At 63.9% G+C, this 15,105-nt stretch carries 15 protein-coding genes; 6 read left to right on the top strand and 9 right to left on the bottom strand.

Annotated features, from left to right (window positions below; all coding sequences use genetic code 11):
• The 4 genes from CPI83_RS09530 to CPI83_RS09515 all read right to left on the bottom strand — a co-directional run bounded on the left by CPI83_RS09530 (position 1) and on the right by CPI83_RS09515 (position 4,091).
• Complete coding sequence (locus CPI83_RS09530; RefSeq protein ID WP_044480569.1) at positions 1-882, bottom strand: sugar ABC transporter permease; 882 nt, start codon at positions 880-882, stop codon at positions 1-3.
• An 80-nt stretch (positions 883-962) separates the two neighbouring features.
• Positions 963-2,300, bottom strand: coding sequence for an ABC transporter substrate-binding protein (locus CPI83_RS09525; protein ID WP_097388155.1), 1,338 nt, complete (start codon positions 2,298-2,300; stop codon positions 963-965).
• A gap of 227 nt (positions 2,301-2,527) precedes the next feature.
• A complete protein-coding gene (locus tag CPI83_RS09520) occupies positions 2,528-3,022 on the bottom strand; it encodes a general stress protein (protein WP_003945065.1) in 495 nt (164 codons plus the stop codon).
• A 106-nt stretch (positions 3,023-3,128) separates the two neighbouring features.
• Positions 3,129-4,091, bottom strand: coding sequence for a CoA ester lyase (locus CPI83_RS09515; protein ID WP_020908461.1), 963 nt, complete (start codon positions 4,089-4,091; stop codon positions 3,129-3,131).
• Positions 4,092-4,163: 72 nt separating this feature from the next.
• Between CPI83_RS09515 and CPI83_RS09510 the strand changes: the two genes are divergently transcribed.
• The 5 genes from CPI83_RS09510 (at position 4,164) to CPI83_RS09490 (ending at position 9,702) form a co-directional block, all read left to right on the top strand.
• Positions 4,164-5,450 carry a CBS domain-containing protein gene (locus tag CPI83_RS09510; RefSeq protein WP_019749352.1) on the top strand — a complete coding sequence of 429 codons (1,287 nt, stop codon included), beginning with the start codon at positions 4,164-4,166 and terminating at the stop codon, positions 5,448-5,450.
• Positions 5,447-5,989 (top strand): DUF1003 domain-containing protein, encoded by a 543-nt coding sequence (locus CPI83_RS09505; RefSeq protein WP_003945067.1) that lies wholly within the window; start codon positions 5,447-5,449, stop codon positions 5,987-5,989. Before CPI83_RS09510 ends, CPI83_RS09505 begins: the two co-directional genes overlap by 4 nt.
• Positions 5,990-6,104: 115 nt before the next feature.
• A complete protein-coding gene (locus CPI83_RS09500; RefSeq protein ID WP_232816899.1) occupies positions 6,105-7,532 on the top strand; it encodes a lytic murein transglycosylase in 1,428 nt (475 codons plus the stop codon).
• A gap of 145 nt (positions 7,533-7,677) precedes the next feature.
• Positions 7,678-8,541 carry a lytic murein transglycosylase gene (locus tag CPI83_RS09495; RefSeq protein ID WP_003945171.1) on the top strand — a complete coding sequence of 288 codons (864 nt, stop codon included), beginning with the start codon at positions 7,678-7,680 and terminating at the stop codon, positions 8,539-8,541.
• Between the two features lie 24 nt (positions 8,542-8,565).
• Positions 8,566-9,702: an Mrp/NBP35 family ATP-binding protein gene (locus tag CPI83_RS09490; RefSeq protein ID WP_003945178.1), complete on the top strand. Its 1,137-nt coding sequence runs from the start codon at positions 8,566-8,568 to the stop codon at positions 9,700-9,702.
• A 63-nt stretch (positions 9,703-9,765) separates the two neighbouring features.
• Here the strand turns inward: CPI83_RS09490 and tatB are convergent, their stop codons facing one another.
• The 4 genes from tatB to sigE form a co-directional block, all read right to left on the bottom strand.
• Positions 9,766-10,158, bottom strand: a complete 393-nt coding sequence (gene tatB / locus CPI83_RS09485; protein WP_003945177.1) for a Sec-independent protein translocase protein TatB — start codon at positions 10,156-10,158, stop codon at positions 9,766-9,768.
• A 74-nt stretch (positions 10,159-10,232) separates the two neighbouring features.
• Positions 10,233-11,711: a trypsin-like peptidase domain-containing protein gene (locus CPI83_RS09480; protein WP_097387131.1), complete on the bottom strand. Its 1,479-nt coding sequence runs from the start codon at positions 11,709-11,711 to the stop codon at positions 10,233-10,235.
• Positions 11,712-11,808: 97 nt separating this feature from the next.
• Entirely contained in the window at positions 11,809-12,168 is a 360-nt protein-coding gene (locus tag CPI83_RS09475) for a hypothetical protein (RefSeq protein WP_042952454.1), read from the bottom strand.
• A gap of 52 nt (positions 12,169-12,220) precedes the next feature.
• Positions 12,221-12,817 (bottom strand): RNA polymerase sigma factor SigE, encoded by a 597-nt coding sequence (sigE, locus tag CPI83_RS09470; RefSeq protein ID WP_029255812.1) that lies wholly within the window; start codon positions 12,815-12,817, stop codon positions 12,221-12,223.
• Between the two features lie 330 nt (positions 12,818-13,147).
• Here sigE and CPI83_RS09465 point away from each other — a divergent pair, with 330 nt between their 5' ends.
• Positions 13,148-13,783 (top strand): O-methyltransferase, encoded by a 636-nt coding sequence (locus CPI83_RS09465; RefSeq protein ID WP_097387130.1) that lies wholly within the window; start codon positions 13,148-13,150, stop codon positions 13,781-13,783.
• Here CPI83_RS09465 and glgC read toward each other — a convergent pair.
• Positions 13,780-14,994 (bottom strand): glucose-1-phosphate adenylyltransferase, encoded by a 1,215-nt coding sequence (gene glgC / locus CPI83_RS09460; RefSeq protein ID WP_003945185.1) that lies wholly within the window; start codon positions 14,992-14,994, stop codon positions 13,780-13,782. The two genes, CPI83_RS09465 and glgC, sit on opposite strands and share 4 nt — an antisense overlap.
• Positions 14,995-15,105 lie beyond the last annotated feature (111 nt).

The following is a 15,105-nucleotide window of genomic DNA, read 5'->3' as shown; positions in this document are numbered from 1 at the left end:
TCAGCGTCCTTCCGTATCGGATCCGGGAGCCGAAGCACCGAAAAGTTTGATGAAGATGAACGCGATCACGGCCACACATACGAAGATCAGCACGCTGATCGCGGATCCGATGCCCAAGTTGAATGCCTTGAACAGATTGTCGTAACCCAGAATCGACACCGACCCGGTGTCGTTCGCTCCCTTCGTCAGCACGTAGATGTTGTCGAAGATGCGGAATGCGTCGAGTGTGCGGAACAGCAGAGCGACGAGGATGGCGGGCTTCATCAGCGGAAGGATGATGCGTACCAACCGGGTCCACGCGCCGGCGCCGTCCACCTGAGCCGCCTTGAGAAGGTCATCGGGCACGAGCGCCAAGCCGGCCAGCAGGAGCAGCGCCATGAACGGCGTCGTCTTCCAGACCTCGGCAAGGACGATGATCGCGAGCGACGGGATCTGGTCGGTGAGCGGCGCACTGCCGTCGGGCAGGAGATTGGCGAGGTAGCCGGTCCCCGGCGTCCACGCGTAGTACCAGCTGTATGCCGCCGCGACGGTGACGATGCCGTACGGGATGAGCACAACGGTGCGGACGAGCCCCTTACCCACGATCGTTCGGTGCATCACCAGTGCGATGGTCAGTCCGAGAACGAACTCGATGACGACCGAGACGACAGTGATCGACGTCGTCACCGCGAACGCTTGCCACCAGTAACCGTCGGTCAGCACCGACACGTAGTTGTCGAACCACACGAACTTTCGTTGATCCGGGAAGCGCAGGTCGTAGCGCTGCAAACTCAGCCAAACGGCGTAGACCACCGGATATGCGGTCACCGCGATCATGAGAATCGCGGCCGGGGCCACCAGCCAGAGACCGAGGCGACGCTCGGCCGCCTTTCCGTCCGACATCTTCGACTTCGCGGAGTGCTTCGGCTCCGGCGAGGGCGTCGCGACTGTTGGTGCAGCTCCCGAATTTTCGCTGTCGATCGTCACGGAATCAGCCCCTCGGAATTGACTGCCTTACGTACCTGCTCGGCAAGATCGTTCACGGTCGATTCCGGATCGATGTTTCCCACAGGGTTCAGCGTGGCAGTGATGAGCGTCGAAATACTCTGATAGGCAGGAGAAACCGGACGAACCGAAGCGGTGTCCAGGCTGTCGCGAACCTCACGCCACGCCGGGTACGCCTCCTGGAACGCCGGGTCGTCGTACAGGCTCTCGAGAGTCGGCGGAACGCCACCGGCTACCGCGTTGTTGCGCTGATTCTCCTCGTTACGCAGACAGGTGAGCGCCTCGAACGCGAGGTCCGGATGCTGGCTGGTCTTGGCCACCGCTACGTTGAAGCCGCCGATCGTGACCTCGGCCGGCTTACCCTCGATCACCGAGGGATACGGAGCGGCAAGGAAATTCCGTTCTCCGTTCACCGTGAGCACCGTGTTTCCGGTGTTCTCACTGGTGACGTTGCCCTTGTCGTCGATGTACGGCAGATCGCCCTTCTCGGCGTTCTCCATGATGCCGGGCAGCACGAACGGCCAGTTGACCTGGAAGGCAGATTTGCCGCTCTCCATACCCAGTCGCGACGACGCTTCATCCCCCTGCGAGATCGAGGGATCCGCACCCTTCGCGGTAGCGACGCGCTTCATGACGGTCAGCGCCTGCTGGGCAGCATCACCGTCGGCCACCGTCACGGTTGTTCCGTCGGGCCCCACCACCGATCCGCCGGCACTGGCGAGAAGGGTGTTGAACCAGACCATCAATCCTTCGTACTGCTTGCCCTGCACACCGATCCAGCTGGGGCGCCCCTCCGCGGCCAGGCCTTCGGAGATGTCGATCATCTGATCCCAGGTTGGGGGTGGTTGCCCGTCCGGCATCAAATCCTTTCGATACCAGAGCAATTGGGTGTTGGTGTTCAATGGCGCCGCATAGAGCTGGTCCTGCCACTTCGCCGACTCCAGCGGACCCGCGAGAGTCCCGTTGCTGACCTCGGCCGCCACGCCGTCAGGAAGCGGCAATGCCCATCCGGCTTCGGCGAATTCGGCAGTCCACACCACGTCGAGCGTCATCAGATCGAGTGACTTGTCATTGCCGGTCAGACGCCGGGCCAACTGAAGTCGCTGGTCGTCGGCACCCTTGGGCAGAGTTTTCTGCTCGACCCGGTACGCGCCGTTCGACGCCGCCGAACAATTGGCGGCGGCCTCCGCATACTGCTCGGCGCCGTCGGCGGCGGTGTAGAAGGACAGCACCACGCCGTCGTCATTGTCTGATCCACACGCACTGAGCAAGGGCGCCAACAACAATGTCGCCGCGCTGAGCAGCCCCACCCTCAATTTCTTCTTCTGCCCCGCCTGCAATCTCTTGTTCTGCACAGCCGTCCTCCTCGGGCGGCGAGACGGCACAGTCGATTCGGCTGGCCGACGCACCACACATCGGCACTTTTCCCGGAGAAGGGACCTATTTCCTTGTCCGGCAAACGGTCACGGGAAGCGAGTACTACCTCGCCCGCGTGTACATAAAGTAACCGAGATCACACAAGTTGGCAGCCCGAGCGAGAATGTCAGATGGCGAGCTTGGCGAGCAGGTCGCGCGCCGACTCCGCCGTCTTGGGCTCACACAGTACGTCGTAACGTCCGGCGACCAACTGCATCGTCGAGGCGAAGTCCCGCTGCCCACGCGTCGCGGCGTACGGGATGGTCGTGGAGATGACACCGAAGATGATGCCGCCCACGATGCCCGCGATCAGCGGAGCGAGGAACCCGCCGGTGACGATTCCGAGCACCAGGCCGAAGAAGACACCCAGCCAGGCACCGGAGACGATGCCACCACCGATCACCTTGGCCCACGTCAACCGGCCGAGAACTCGCTCGACCTGCATCAGGTTCACGCCGACGATCGTGACGTCCTGAACCGGGAATTCTTGATCGGAGAGGTAATCGACTGCGCGCTGCGCCTCGGCGTAGGTGGGGTACGACCCGATGGGCCATCCCGAAGGCGGTGTCGGCAACGCTCCACGGCGCGACCCATTCGACGATTGACCGAGCGGATTGGACATGGCTGGCTGCGCTCCTCTTTTCGGGCACGTCATCCACGCGGACGACGCAAGTACATCTACCCCTATTGTGCCCTTTACAGACCTGATTCGTTCGGCTATGCGAGCGTCAGGCGTGTTCGGGCGGCGTGAATTCCGACGTGCGCGTCATCCCCGCTGCGCGGCCCTTGGCCGAAATCACCAGTGCCATCTTGCGACTCGCCTCGTCGATCATCTCGTCGCCGAGCATGACGGCGCCCCGCCCTCCTCCGGCGGCCGAGGTGTGGAACGCGTACGCGTCCAAGATGAGTTCTGCACGGTCGTAATCGGATTGGCGCGGACTGAACACCTCGTTGGCCGCCTCGATCTGCGTGGGATGCAGAACCCACTTGCCGTCGAAGCCGAGCGCTGCCGTCCGCGCCGCCGACCGAGTGAAAGCCTCGACGTCGCGAATCTGGAGGTACGGACCGTCGATCGCCTGGACGCCGTGTGCACGTGCGGCCATCAAGATGGTCATCAAGATGTGGTGATACGCGTCACCGCGGTCGTAGCCGTCCGGTTGCTCACCGACGACCAGAGTTCGCATGTTCAAGCTCGCCATGAAGTCGGCCGGGCCGAACACGAGTGCCTCGACGCGGGGACTCGCGGTGGCGATCGCGTCGATGTTGGTCAAGCCGATCGCGTTCTCGATCTGCGGCTCGATTCCGATCTTGCCGACCTCGAGACCGTTGGCCTTCTCGACCTGCGTCAACAACAAATCGAGTGCCTGGACGTGACTCGCGTCGGGAACCTTGGGCAGCAGAATGGCGTCCAGATGCGCTCCGGCGCGGCCGACCACCTCCACGACGTCGGCATACGTCCATTCGGTCGTCCAGTCGTTGACCCGGACGACCTTGACCTGTTTGCCCCACCCGTCCTCGGCCAACGCGTCGCCGATCGACTCTCGTGCCGCCTGCTTCGCCAACGGCGCCACCGCGTCTTCGAGGTCGAGGAAGATCTCGTCGGCGGGCAATCCCTTCGCCTTGTCGATCATCTTCCGACTGCTGCCGGGAACTGCCAATACCGATCGACGGGAACGGTTGCGTGAAGTCATTGCGGACTGCCCTTCTCGATTTTCGGTGGCGCCGTTGCAGATTTTGACGCTGGACGAATTAGCCTTGCAATCATGGCAGCAGCAGGCAAGGTATTTGCAGCCAGGCTTGCCGGCCTGGTTGTGCTCGGCCCGGACGGCGAATCGATCGGTCGTGTGCGCGACGTCGTCATCACGGTCCGTATCGGACGCCAGCAACCGCGGGTTCTCGGTCTGGTGATCGAAATGTTCACGCGCAAACGCATTTTCGTTCCGATGCTCCGCGTGACAGCCATCGAGCCGAGTGCGGTCACCCTGACCACGGGGAACGTCAGTTTGCGGCGCTTCAACCAGCGGCCGGGTGAAGTACTCGCGCTGGCGCAGGTACTCGATTCGCATGTGCGCGTGGACGACCCGGAACTCGAGGAGCTTCACGGCGTCGACACGATAGTCGTCGACCTCGGGATCGAATCGACGCGAACGCGAGACTGGGTCGTCTCGAAGGTCGCCGTTCGCGGCCATCGCGGACGCCTCGGTCGACGCGCGGCGATTCACATCGTCGACTGGCAGCACGTCGCCGGCCTCACCCAGAGCGATCTCTCGCTCCCCGGCCAGGGCGTAGCTCACCTCCTCTTGCAGTACGAAGGCATGCGACCCGCCGATGTGGCCAACGCCATGCGCGAACTGCCGGAGAAGCGCCGCCACGAACTGGCCGTGGCGCTCGACGACGAACGCCTCGCCGACGTCGTGCAGGAACTGCCGGCGGACGACCAGACCGATCTGCTGATGCACCTGGAAGTCGAACGTGCCGCCGATCTACTCGAAGCGATGGATCCCGACGACGCCGCCGACCTGTTGGGCGAGCTGCCCGAGACCGAAGCCGAATCACTGTTGCAGTTGATGGACCCGCAGGATTCCGAACCTGTTCGTCGCCTGCTCGAGCACTCCCCGGACACTGCCGGTGGTCTGATGACGCCCGAACCGGTGGTACTGACGGCCTCGACGACCGTCGCCGAGGCCCTTGCCCGCGCCCGCAACTACGACGTGACCCCGGCGCTGTCGAGCATGGTCTTCGTCGTACGTCCGCCGACGGCGACTCCGACCGGGCGGTATCTCGGCTGCGTCCACTTGCAGAAGCTTCTCCGCGAGCCTCCCGCCAGCCTGGTGGGCGGAATACTCGACACCGACATGCCCCGGTTGGCGCCGGACGACTCGCTGGCGTCGGTCACCCGATACTTCGCGACCTACAACTTGGTATGTGGGCCGGTCGTGGACGACGAAAACCATTTGATCGGGGCCGTGACAGTCGACGACGTGCTCGATCACCTCCTGCCGGAAGACTGGCGTGAGGATTACTCCGACGACGAGGAACTACTCCGATGAGCGAACGGGCGTCGAGCACGACCGCACGGCAACGACTGGAAACGCCTCGCGGAAGCCGCCGGTTCAATCTCGATTTCGACGTCGAAGCTGTCGGACGCGTCAGTGAACGCATCGCCCGCTTCCTCGGTACCGGGCGTTATCTCGCGATCCAGACGATCATCGTGATCGTCTGGATCCTGATCAACGTGTTCGCGGTGGCTCTGCAGTGGGACCCGTATCCGTTCATCCTGCTCAACCTCGCCTTCTCCACCCAGGCCGCCTACGCGGCGCCGCTGATCCTCCTGGCCCAGAATCGTCAGGAGAATCGCGACCGGGTCTCGCTCGAGGAGGACCGCTCACGCGCCGAGCAAACCAAAGCGGACACTGAATTCCTCGCTCGCGAACTGGCAGCGCTGCGCATCGCCGTCGGCGAGGTCGCCACCCGCGACTACCTGCGGCGGGAGCTCGAGGAGATCAAGTCGATCCTTGCCGCCGACGGCGAACCGACCCCGAAGAAGAAGCACCGTGACTCGAATACTGCGAAACAAAGTCACAACTAGCTGAGCGTTCGCTGAGTTTTGCTGCACGCACCGTGACCGATATGTAACGTAAGTCACAGCAGGATGGATTATCACGGTGGGTACTCCGAGGCGGGAGCACCAGCAAAGGGGAATCGTGCGAGTACGCGGAATGATTGCAGCATCCACACTGGTGGGGGGACTGCTTGTCGTAACAGGTCCAGCAGCCCTCACGGCCGGAAGCGCACCATCCGGCGGGTCGCAGGTCCCCATTGCCCTCGCAGGCTCCGCCTCCGTTGCGCAGCCGGACTCTGTCGACTTCCTCCCGACGCCCCGCACCGTCCGAACGCAACGATCGGCCCCACCCAGCGATACGGTCGCCGGCGCTCCGGCAGCGCCCAACGCTGCGGCCGTCGTCCTCACTTCTCTGGGCATCCCCGAGATCGTTCTGAACGCGTACCGATCCGCCGAACTGGTGATGATGACCGAAGCGCCGGGCTGCGGCATCCCTTGGCATCTCCTGGCCGGCATCGGACGCATCGAATCCGGTCACGCCAACGGCGGCAAGACGACGTCGGTGGGTACGACGGTCACCCCGATCCTCGGCCCCGTCCTCGACGGACGGTTGGCAGGCAACGAAGTCATTCGGGACACCGACAAGGGCGCGATCGACGGAGACCCGACCCACGACCGCGCTGTCGGGCCGATGCAGTTCATTCCGGCCACCTGGGCCGGTTATGCCAGCGACGGCAACGGGGACGGAATCAAGGACCCCAACAACGTCTTCGATGCGGCGCTCTCGGCAGCGAAGTACCTCTGCAGCGGCGGACTCAACCTGCGCGATGTCGCCCAGGAGACCAAAGCTGTTCTGCGGTACAACAACTCGGCCGCCTACGCGGCAAACGTGATCATGTGGTCGACGGCATACAAGAACGGTGTCATTCCTTCCGGCCAGCTCCCGTACACCACCGGCATCAACACCGGCAGCTCGGCGATCAACGCCGCCGCCTCGGCAGACTCCGCCGCTTCGGCCGTTCTCGCCGCTGCTGCAGCTACCGACCCGGCGGCAGGCGACAAGGAATCTGCGTCGACGACTCCGACCACCACCCCCCCTCTCTTCCCAGGCCTGCCCGACATGCCCGCGCTCTCACCCGAGATCCAGGCACTGATCCCGCCGGGAGTAACGCCGACCAGCCCCACTCCGGGACCCAACGCCGCCCGGAACGCGGCTCCCGGTCCGATCATCCCGCTCCCCGTCCTCACCTCACGGGGTCTCGTCTGGCCGATTCTGACGGCTGAGGGATGGCGCTGGCCCGACGACATGTGCGTGATCCTTCCGGATCCAGCAGCACTCGACGCCTTGCAGGACGGCATCCTTCTGCCGTGCACGGTCCCAGGAATGGCAGTAGCCGCCACGGCACCCGCCACCACCGACGCAGCGCCCGCGGAATCTTCGCCGCCGGCTGCCCCGTCGCCTGAGCCCGCTCCGTCACCCGCACCGGCCCCCGCACCGGAACCTGCCCCGGCCCCGGCTCCGGCATTCGCGCCGTTCTTCCCGGGCCTGCCCGGCATGCCCGCTCTGTAACCAAAAAATCACGAAAGAACAGTGCATATGCCCCAAACTGCCCTTCTAGATCACGGTTGAATAACGGAAACGCAACAAATCAGGTAGCCTCGACTCCGTCAGTTGAACGGAAAACCTCCTCGCGGAGGTTCAGGAGGCATACACAGTGGGTCGGCACAGCAAGAAGACAGATTCGCACATCCGTCGAAATTCGGTCATCGCGCTCACCGGACTCATCCCTATCGGACTCGTCACCGCAGCCAACACGGCCGGCGCCGCTCCCAAGGTTCCGTTCTTCAACACCAGCTCCGCCGAAACGGTGGACACTGCCGCGCAAGCCACGCAGGAACCGCAAGCGCAGATTCTGCCCGCCGTCGAAGCAATCGCCGAGCCCGCTCCCGCCCCCGCGCCGGAACCCGCGCCGTTGGCTCCCGTGCAGGCGACTCCCCCGCTCCCAGCCTCCATGGCCGAGGGCGCACTCGGAATCCCGAGCGTGAGCGTCGCCGCATACCAGAACGCCGAGCGGATCCTCGCCGTCGAGAAGCCCAACTGCAACATGCACTGGACACTCCTGGCCGGTATCGGCCGCGTCGAATCCGGCCACGCCAACGACGGCAAGGACGCCGACGCGAACGGCAACCTCTACAAGCCCGTGATCGGCCTGCCACTCAACGGCAGCCTTCCCGGCCAGGCCGTCATTATGGACACCGACGGCGGCGCCCTCGACGGCGACACCGTCTACGACCGCGCGGTCGGCCCGATGCAGTTCATCCCGTCCACCTGGAACCAGTACGCCGGCGACGGCAACGGTGACGGAATCGCCGACCCCCAGAACCTTTTCGACTCCGCACTGACCACCGGCAAGTACCTGTGCGACGGCGGACTCAACATGCAGGACGTCACCCAGGTTGCCTCCGCGATCCACCGCTACAACAACTCGGCCGCCTACGTTGCCAATGTTCTGGCCTGGTCGCTCGGGTACTCCACCGGCATCGTGCCCGCCGCATCGGACCTGCCGCGCATCCACTGACCTACCTGGACTTACCATGGAGTCATGTCTGTACTGACCGAGTCCGACGTTCGCTCCGCGCTCGCGCGAGTTCTGGACCCAGAGATCCGCAAACCCATCACCGAGCTGGGGATGGTCAAGGGGATCTCCCTCTCCAGTGACAACAGCGTCGACATCGGCATCTATCTCACGACCGCCGGTTGCCCGATGCGCACCGAGATCACCGAACGCGTCACCAAGGCCGTCGCCGACGTCGCCGGGGTCGGTGCGATCCGCGTCGAACTCGACGTCATGGACGACGCCCAGCGGACCGAGCTCCGCAAGTCGCTTCGCGGCGATTCCGCCGAACCCGTCATCCCGTTCGCCCAGCCGGGTTCACTCACCCGCGTCTACGCCGTAGCCTCCGGCAAGGGTGGCGTCGGAAAGTCCAGTGTGACAGTCAATCTCGCGGCAGCAATGGCCGCGCGCGGGCTGTCTGTCGGCGTACTCGACGCGGATATCTACGGTCACTCGATCCCCCGCATGCTCGGCACCGACGCCAAGCCCACTCAGGTCGAGCGCATGATCATGCCGCCGGTTGCACACGACGTGAAGATGATCTCCATCGCGCAGTTCACCCAGGGCAACACTCCTGTCGTCTGGCGCGGACCGATGCTTCACCGCGCGCTCCAGCAGTTCCTCGCCGACGTGTTCTGGGGCGATCTGGACGTGCTGCTTCTCGATCTGCCGCCAGGCACCGGTGACATCGCCATCTCGGTGGCTCAGCTCATCCCGAGCGCCGAGATCCTGGTCGTCACCACACCGCAGCAGGCCGCTGCCGAGGTCGCCGAGCGAGCGGGCGCCATCGCCCTGCAGACCCGCCAGCGCGTCGCCGGCGTCGTCGAGAACATGTCGTGGCTCGAACTTCCCGACGGCACCCGCATGGACGTGTTCGGCGAAGGCGGCGGGCAGACCGTCTCCGATCGCCTCACGAAGGCCGTCGGCGCCAAGGTTCCGCTTCTCGGACAGATTCCGCTGGACCCGTCCGTCCGCGAGGCAGGCGACGCCGGGACGCCGATCGTCCTCAGCGCTCCCGATTCACCCGCGGCCATCGCACTCAAGGACATCGCCGACAAGTTGGCCGTCCGTCAGCGCGGGCTGGCCGGAATGTCGCTCGGTATCAATACGGTTCGCAACTTGTAGAACCCCGCATGCGAAAGGGCGCCTGTCACCGATCGGTGACAGGCGCCCTTTCGCATATCGAATCTAGGTTGCGTCGAAGTCCACAGGAGGACGTTCGCCCGCGGTGAGTGGCTTGTCCTTCGACAGCGTCTTCGGCTCCTGCACTCCGCTCTGCGGCTTCTTGTCGAAGTTGCCCGTGAAGATGGAATCGTCGCCGTCGAGAAGGTGCTGGGTGATCACAGCGCGCGGCGTCATTCCGCGCAGCTTGTTCAGATCTGCGAGTGGTTTACGCAGATCCTCGAAATCGGTGCCCAGTTCTTCCTTGAGCTGATTGGAAGCGCCCGAAGCATATTCGCGCACCTGCCTCAGGGACTTCGTGACCCAGGAGACCGCACCAGGAAGCCGCTCAGGTCCCAAGATGACCAGAGCCGCTACGAGGAGGATCATGAACTCGCCCCAACCGATGTTGCCAAACACAGGGTCAGCCTACTGTGTGCTCGCTCGGTGCGCGCATGTCCGGATCAACCTCACAGGAAGATCGCAGGGTCCGATCAGTCGGACACAGGCGTGACCGAAATGTCGACCTGCCGTCCGTCGCGGATCAACTGGACGTTGACCGGCTGATCGACGGTCGTCGCGTTGACCGCAACCACCAGTTCGTCGGCACTCGTCACCGGTCGGTCACCGACCTTGACGATGACGTCACCCTCGACGATCCCCGCACGTTGAGCTGGGCTGCCGTCGCGGACGTTGGCCACCGCAGCACCGCTGGTCGCGTCGTTGACCGCGGTGCGGGCATTCACGCCGATGTCGGGGTGATGAACCTTGCCGTCGCGAATGATGGTCTGCGCCACCTCGGTGACCGTATCGATCGGAATCGCGAAGCCGAGCCCGACCGAACCACCGGACTCGCTGAGCATGGCCGTGTTGATACCGATGACGCGGGCTTCGTCGTCGACGAGTGCACCACCCGAGTTGCCGTGGTTGATCGCCGCATCGGTCTGGACGGCGTCGATGACGGCGTTGGTGTCGGTGCCTTCACCCGACAAACGCAGAGGCCGGTTCAGCGCACTGACAATTCCGCGGGTGACGGTCTTGCTCAATCCGAGCGGTGAGCCGACGGCGACGACGTCGTCGCCGACCTGAACATCCTCGGATTTTCCGAGCTGAGCGACCGTCAGATTGTTGGCCGACACCTTGAGCACCGCGAGGTCTGTCTTGACGTCACGTCCGACGATCTGGGCATCGGTCTTGGTTCCGTCGGAGAAGATCACCTGGATCTTCGCGTCCTGAGCGGGCGGTACTGCCGAGGAGATCACGTGGTTGTTGGTGACGATGTACCCCTCACCCGAGATGACCACACCGGAGCCGGTACTTCCCTGGTCACCGACGGCGACCTGAATCGACACCACGGAAGGCAGCACTGCGTCGGCGACCTTCGCCACCTGCGACTCCGGCTGTTCACCGCCGCCGGATTGAACGAGCGCGACACGTGAGCTGGTGAGTGAACTGCGATCGGCGGTGATGACAGTGGCGAGCAAGCCACCGACAAGAGCGATGACAAGTGCCATGCCCGCAAGCGCGGCCAGTGCTGAGGGGGCGACCTTGCGACCGAACAACAGCTCACGCACGTCGAGCTTCTGGGCGGGAGGCAACTGCACCGGCGCCTCGGACTCTGCAGGCTTGCCCAGCGAGACCTCGGATTCAGGATCGCGCCACGGATCACGCGGGGGTTCTTCGTCGGGTGTGTTGTTCGCCGACGCCTCGGGATCGCGACCGATCGACTCGGTGGCGTCTGCGGGTCGACCGAACGCTTCGGCCAGAACCGGGTCCGGATTCCCGATCACGACGTCGGAAGACGGGGTCGATCGCGTGGCAATCGGAGTGAACGAGCCCTCGACTCCACTCGGTCGACCGAACACCTGGCGCGAGGCCGGATCGATCTGAGGTCGGTACACCGGCCGGGGGTCGAGCACCGGCGCATCTGCCGGTCGATCCGCCGAACCGCTTGCCGAAGAATCCGAGCTCACTCCGGAGTGCCCCCTCTTTCCGTCAGTCACGTTGTCCAGTATCACTGATCCGTGCCGGGAAGCTGGCGCGCGGCGTCATTTGCGCCAGCGCGCGGTGTCATTTGCGCCAGCGACGGGACAACCGCTTGCTGATGGTGGAAAAGCCTGCGGGCTGATTGCCGACGGAACCGTCGGTGTTTTCCGAATTGGGTCCGGTGGTCGGACTGTTGCACGAGGGAATCTGACTGAGAAGTCCCACCAGGGACAACGGCATCGTCATCTCGCCGCTTCGACGCAGCGCACCACGTGCCTGCTGCTGAGCATCGACGGCCGCAGCGCACTCGGCGCAGATCGAGATGTGATGCGAGGCCCGCAAGTAGGCCTGCATTCGGAGTTCTCCGTCGACGTAGGCAGCGATTGCCTCGCTGGCCAGATGTTCGGTCGAACCGAACTGGCGATGTGCCCGCGCCTCCGTCATTCGTCCCTCCAGGTGATTGACCACGTCCCGCTCTGTAGCTCGAACCCGACCGTCAGAAACCGACGAGTTCGGATTCGGCTGCGCGCTGCGCTGCCAGATGATCACGAATCGCCTGTCGCCCACGATGGATACGGCTACGAACCGTTCCGAGCTTCACTCCCAGTGTGGCACCGATTTCCTCGTACGACAGACCTTCGATGTCACAGAGCACAACAGCGGCGCGAAATTCAGGTGCGAGTGAGTCGAGTGCGGCCTGCAGACCTGCGTCGAGGCGCGCGTCGTGGTAGATCTGCTCGGGGTCCGGACCGGGCGAGGGAACGCGGTCGTAGTCCTCGGGCAGCGCTTCCATACGGATACGGTTGCGTCGGCGAACCATGTCGAGGAACAGGTTTGTGGTGATGCGGTGCAGCCAGCCCTCGAAAGTTCCGGGCTGATAATCGGAGAGCGAGCGGAACACCCGAATGAAGGTGTCCTGCGTCAAGTCCTCGGCGTCCTGGGCATCGCCTGACAACCGGTAGGCCAGGCGGTACACCCGGTCACCGTGCTGACGCACGAGTTCGTCCCAAGACGGCATGGAGGACTTCTCACCAGTTGCATCGAACACAGCAGTGCCGATCAATTCGGAATCCACAGCCGATTCCGTCGTCAAAACTTCCGACTCTCGAGGGCGAGGCTCGTCGTTGACCTGGTAAATAAGTTGATCCTCCTGCTCGGGATCGCGTAGTTCGATCACCGCGTTGTCCGAATCACGTAATGCGCGATATTCGGGAGAACCAGCCGTTGCTGTGATTTGTTCCCGATCACCGAGCTGCGAAAGACCAACTTGGTAAAAATCGATACCGCCGTGCGATCTTCGATCCGGCGATGTATACACCTTTTCTCATCGCGGTGTGCACGCCATATGAGGAGCCTGAGGGATTCCTGAGAATCCTGGTGACTGCGCGCCTTGCAGCGACAATCCGAACCGCCCGATAACCTCATGAGCGTGACCCACGCCGAACAGATACTCCGCCACGTCGAGGACGTTGTTTCCGAGGACGAGATTTTGACCGCGGCGCGAGATCGAGCGCTGGATCTCGGAGCCCATCCGGTGACGCCCGCCGTCGGTGCGACGCTCGCGATGTTCGCGAGGATGCTCGACGCGAAGACGGCCGTCGAGGTGGGTACCGGAGCCGGCGTGAGCAGCCTGTGGCTTCTGCACGGAATGCGCGACGACGGCGTCCTGACCACGATCGACAGTGAACCCGAACACCAGCGGGCGGCCAAGCTGACCTTCCGCGAAAGCGGAATCACTCCGGCACGCACTCGCCTGATCAACGGACGGGCTCTCGACGTACTTCCCCGGCTCGCAGACGGCGGCTACGACCTGGTGTTCGTCGACTGCGCCGCGATCGACCACCCCCACTACGTCCGCGAAGGTGTCCGCCTGCTGCGCTCCGGCGGTGTCATCGTTCTGCACAACGCCCTGGCCGACGGCCGCGTTGCCGACAGCTCCGCTCGCGACGCGACAACGGTTGCGGTCCGAGAAGCAGCAAAGGCCGTGACCGAGGACGAGCGACTCATTCGAGTCCTCCTCCCCCTCGGCGACGGCCTCCTCTGCGCGAGCAAGCTCTAGATCCAGACGCCCTTACCGATGGCGACGACGCCACCCTGACTGACGGCAAATCGTTCGCGGTCACGTTCGAGATCGACGCCGATGATTTCGCCGTCACCGACCACGACGTTCTTGTCGAGGATCGCGCGCCGCACGACGGCGCCCTTGCCGATGCGCACACCCGGCATCAGCACGCTGCCCTCGACGGTCGCACCGTCCTCGATCATCACGTTGGAACTGAGTACCGAATTGCGCACGGTCGCCGCGGACAGGATCGACCCCGCACCGACCACCGATTCCTGCGCGAGTCCACCCTTCACGAACTTGGCGGGCGCGAGATTCTCGGTGGCGCCGCGGATGGGCCAGCGACGGTTGTAGAGATTGAAGATCGGGTGCACCGACACGAGGTCCATGTGAGCGTCGTAGAAGGCGTCGAGGGTACCGACGTCACGCCAGTAACCGCGGTCTCGATCGGTGGCGCCGGGAACGACGTTGTCCTTGAAGTCGTAGACCGACGCCTCACCCGCCGCGACCAAGGCGGGAATGATGTCTCCGCCCATGTCGTGGTCGGAATCGGAGTTCTCGGAATCAGCGCGGATGGCGTCCACGAGCACCTTGGTGGTGAACACATAGTTACCCATGGACGCGAACGTGGAATTTGGGTCGTCCGGTGTCCCGGGAGGATGGGCGGGCTTTTCCAGGAACTGCGTGATGCGTCCGGACTCGTCGCTGTCGATGCAGCCGAAAGCGAAAGCCTCACTTCGCGGTACACGAATACCCGCGACCGTCACGCCTGCCCCGGATTCGATGTGGTGCTGCACCATCTGTTCCGGATCCATCCGGTACACGTGGTCGGCACCGAAAACCACGATGTACTCGGGGTCCTCGTCGTAAACGAGATTGAGCGACTGCAGGATTGCGTCGGCGCTGCCGGTGTACCAGCGCGGCCCGAGCCGCTGCTGGGCCGGCACCGGAGTGATGTACTCACCCGCGAACCCGGACAATCGCCACGTCTGCGAAATGTGACGGTCGAGTGAATGTGACTTGTATTGCGTCAACACACAAATACGCAGATATCCCGCGTTGACAAGGTTGCTCAACACGAAGTCGATAAGTCGATATGCACCTCCGAAGGGCACTGCGGGCTTCGCTCTGTCCGCGGTCAGCGGATACAAGCGTTTGCCCTCGCCCCCGGCGAGCACGATTCCAAGCACATGCGGCTGGCTTCTCACACCGCTAACCTATCCGCACTGGTGAACTCCCGCTAGCGAAGCAGTCCGAGAGGTCCGATCGTGTCCCCCTCCGAACGGTCGGGGATAACGCGATCGGTAGCCGGATCGACC

Source organism: Rhodococcus sp. H-CA8f, from assembly GCF_002501585.1.
Lineage (GTDB): Bacteria > Actinomycetota > Actinomycetes > Mycobacteriales > Mycobacteriaceae > Rhodococcus_F > Rhodococcus_F erythropolis.
The sequence above is the reverse complement of the archived record's forward strand: the minus strand, read 5'-3'. Positions and strand labels throughout refer to the sequence as shown.

What these genes read in the sequence shown, in the direction of transcription:
- CPI83_RS09530 (WP_044480569.1), bottom strand. Translation starts at nt 882, where the DNA reads ATGTCGGACGGAAAGGCGGCCGAGCGTCGCCTCGGTCTCTGGCTGGTG.
- CPI83_RS09520 (WP_003945065.1), bottom strand. Translation starts at nt 3,022, where the DNA reads ATGTCCAATCCGCTCGGTCAATCGTCGAATGGGTCGCGCCGTGGAGCG.
- CPI83_RS09515 (WP_020908461.1), bottom strand. Translation starts at nt 4,091, where the DNA reads ATGACTTCACGCAACCGTTCCCGTCGATCGGTATTGGCAGTTCCCGGC.
- CPI83_RS09510 (WP_019749352.1), top strand. Translation starts at nt 4,164, where the DNA reads ATGGCAGCAGCAGGCAAGGTATTTGCAGCCAGGCTTGCCGGCCTGGTT.
- CPI83_RS09505 (WP_003945067.1), top strand. Translation starts at nt 5,447, where the DNA reads ATGAGCGAACGGGCGTCGAGCACGACCGCACGGCAACGACTGGAAACG.
- CPI83_RS09490 (WP_003945178.1), top strand. Translation starts at nt 8,566, where the DNA reads ATGTCTGTACTGACCGAGTCCGACGTTCGCTCCGCGCTCGCGCGAGTT.
- CPI83_RS09475 (WP_042952454.1), bottom strand. Translation starts at nt 12,168, where the DNA reads ATGACGGAGGCGCGGGCACATCGCCAGTTCGGTTCGACCGAACATCTG.
- CPI83_RS09465 (WP_097387130.1), top strand. Translation starts at nt 13,148, where the DNA reads ATGAGCGTGACCCACGCCGAACAGATACTCCGCCACGTCGAGGACGTT.